Here is a 2632-nt window from a genome sequence, read left to right as displayed (position 1 = left end):
GGCCATCCTTGGCCCTGTCACCGCTTTTCACNCATGCGTTGAAATGACTCATTGGCAATTTACTTTCGGGTGTGATGAGGGAGACACAATGCGCTGATAAATTATTGTGGTGCTTGCAAACAACTATGTTTCTGATGGCTTTGTGGACAGCTAACAGACAACTTATTTCCCCCTCCATCACACCCGAAAAGCATCAGTCGATATGCAATGTGCCGACAGGATGTCGGCCAAGCCTTGTCTGGCACAGGGACGTGCCTTACAAGGCGGTTGCGATACCAATTGTATTAGGTAAATGAGCAATTTGAAGCGGAGAAATAGCTTTAGTAGCAAGGCAAAAATTTTGCTATTTAGTTGTTCTAAATGAGAAATTTTTAACGACGCTAATATGGTATTTCACCCTTCAAATTGATTGGAGACTTAGTGCAATTGGTATTATATATCGGCTTAGGGTTTGAGGATTAAGTGTGATGTTGGGGCGACGTTTTCTTGGTTCGTTCTTTTTCGTCGTTTAAAAAGAATGAACGAGAAGCGCATGGATGCGCTTTGATATCTGCCAAGGAGGGCAAGCTGACACCGTTTTCATTTGGCTTGAGATTTAAAAACCACCCATTATGCCAAAAGATAAGCATTCTAATGCTGAATAAAAAAATGAGTTAAAAATGCTTGCCTTTTATGTAACAATAGCGCGCAAATAAAAACCAATCGCAGCACACTAGGAAGTAGTACCGCGTATTGGTGGAACGGCTTTAACCAACAACAGTGGACATAAAAAATGCAAACAAGGATTGTGGTGTATGGTACTAACCATCCTGTACATGTCGTCGATTTTGAACTCACGACCTGTATCAATAGCGGCTTTTTACTCAAAGCGAACCTAGAATCCCAATTTGACCTGGCTGATGAATTACTTGTCGGCAATATGCTTACGTTTGAAATTGAGTCACCAGATGCAATATCAACCTATTTCACTGGGACTTTGTTTGATATTCAATCTGGTTTTGTGTCTGAGCACACCTGTGGTGCAGAGGTGGTCTTAAAGCCTCGCCTTGAGTTACTTAAGCAAACAGAAAAAAGCCAAATCTTTGTACAAGCCAATGTTCAGTCTGTCCTCAACAAGTTGATACAAAAAGCCGGCTATTCACAAGACCGGATAAAATGGCGAGTCACTAAAGATTTACCCACGCTACCGCAGTGCGTACAAGCGCTAGAAAACGACTACACCTTTTTCACCCGACTCTTAGCAAAGTACGGGTTAATCTATTGGTTTGAATGCCATGATTTTATTGAGTCGATAGTGATTGCCGAGGGGAACCTTGCAAGCCCCTATATTGAGCGAGGCTTGCTGTCGGTAACGGATAAAGATGGCATGGTTCACGAGCATGAAACTGGCTTTGTTGGGTTTACGCAGTGCCAAAGCCGCCATCGTTTTAAAATGGGTGGCTCCCAAGTGCATATGAATGCCCATCCGCCAACCTCCGTCAGCTCGGCCCAGCGTAGCTATTTTGAGCCCGCCGCACACAATCCTGCTGAGCAATTTGAACGCACTGGCAATCTCGAGCTTGCCTATCAACAAGGTAAAAATGAAGTCACGCTGGTAGGAAACGTAGCTGAAGCCAATGCCGGTTATTCGTTTTCGTTAAATGGTAAATTGGGCACAGCGAAAGGCGGCGATTATACCTGTATTCGCAGTAAACAGGTGTATAAGCAAGGCAGTGCCAATGACCCTAAGCAAGTTGCATATCATAGCGAGTCGGTGTGTGTACCTCGGGGTGAGCCAATACGTATCGCGCCCCCAGAGCATAGCCCCAAGCCGATGGTATTTACCGCCACGGTGCGCTCGCTGTCGGGGTCAAAGGCTAATCCTCACTTAGATGCACAAGGGCAATATGCCACGCAAGTACATTTTGATAGTCAGGTGACCGAGTCGGTAAAGCGCCTCACACAATATGCCTGTCGCGGTCAAAAGCAACCGACANTACACTTTCCACTGCTGCCAGACAGTAATGTGCTCATCGGTTGTATGAACAACGACCCAGACCAAAGTTACTTGTTAGGGTTTGCCCTTAACGACACGCAACCGTCTGTTGTTACTAGCGTCAATAACACCCAAAACGTGCTCTGCTCTCGCGGCCAAAACCTATTGATGTTTGATGACACCCCAAATACCCCGCATATTGTGTTGCAAACCTTAGCGGGCAACCAGCACTTGGTGTTACATGGAGATAAAAAGCAGCCTTATATCCACTGGCTTGCGCAACTAGGCGCAATGAACATTTTTGCAGCCAAAGACATACAACTTGGCAGTGTTAAAAGCGCAATTCGACTACTCACCAATAAAACCTTTATTGCCAGCGCCAAACAACAACTGGCACTGGAGAGTAAAAAGTCGGTGATTGCCGATGCCGCAACCAACCTAGACGTCACCGCCAATCAAATTGACGTCAGCGCCAAACAAGATTTGACCCTTAAGGCGGGTCGCAGTCATCGCAGTGTTATCCAAAGTGATATCAACCTCAAGGCAGACAACAATCTTACCATCACCGCCCCAGCGGGAAGTCAACTCATTCAAAGCCAAGGTAATATCACGATTAAAGGCAGTGGCTCTGGCAACCTCACCCTTGCCAATGGCGGC

The 2632-nt window shown here is 45.9% G+C and carries 1 protein-coding gene; it reads left to right on the top strand.

Going from position 1 to position 2632, the window contains the following annotated elements; genetic code table 11:
• Nucleotides 1-772: 772 nt before the first annotated feature.
• The coding region (locus CKO50_RS24470) for a contractile injection system protein, VgrG/Pvc8 family (RefSeq protein WP_255229434.1) at nt 773-2632 on the top strand (1860 nt) is incomplete at its 3' end.

The sequence above is a fragment of the Pseudoalteromonas sp. HM-SA03 genome (assembly GCF_002289345.1).
GTDB lineage: Bacteria > Pseudomonadota > Gammaproteobacteria > Enterobacterales > Alteromonadaceae > Pseudoalteromonas.
This window is presented reverse-complemented; position numbering and strand designations above follow the sequence as displayed.